Here is a 329-nt window from a genome sequence, read left to right on the forward strand (position 1 = left end):
TTTCAAAAATTTATTAAACGACATGTGAAAGAAGGACAAATGGATTTGATAAGGGAGTGCAATACATTCTTGAGTTTTGTGGCACAACAAGAGGAGTCAAAATCATTTATATTTTTAACACTTACGACCCCAAATGTTACAGCTGAGCATTTAGAAGGTGAGATACAAAAGTATAATAAATCATTTAAAAAGATGATTGAACGTAAAAAGATTAAGTCTATTGCGAAAGGTTATGTTCGTAAATTAGAAGTCACGTATAATGCGGAACGTGATGACTATCACAGCGAGAAAGAAATTAAAGAATGGTGAATTGGATTATTTAAAAGATA

1 protein-coding gene is annotated in these 329 nt (G+C 31.0%); it reads left to right on the plus strand.

The window, feature by feature from the left end:
• Nucleotides 1-309: protein rep (locus IE187_RS21160; protein ID WP_229839647.1), on the plus strand; the 309-nt coding region annotated here is incomplete at its 5' end.
• Nucleotides 310-329: the final 20 nt, after the last annotated feature.

Source organism: Sphingomonas glacialis (assembly GCF_014653575.1).
Lineage (GTDB): Bacteria > Pseudomonadota > Alphaproteobacteria > Sphingomonadales > Sphingomonadaceae > Sphingomonas > Sphingomonas glacialis.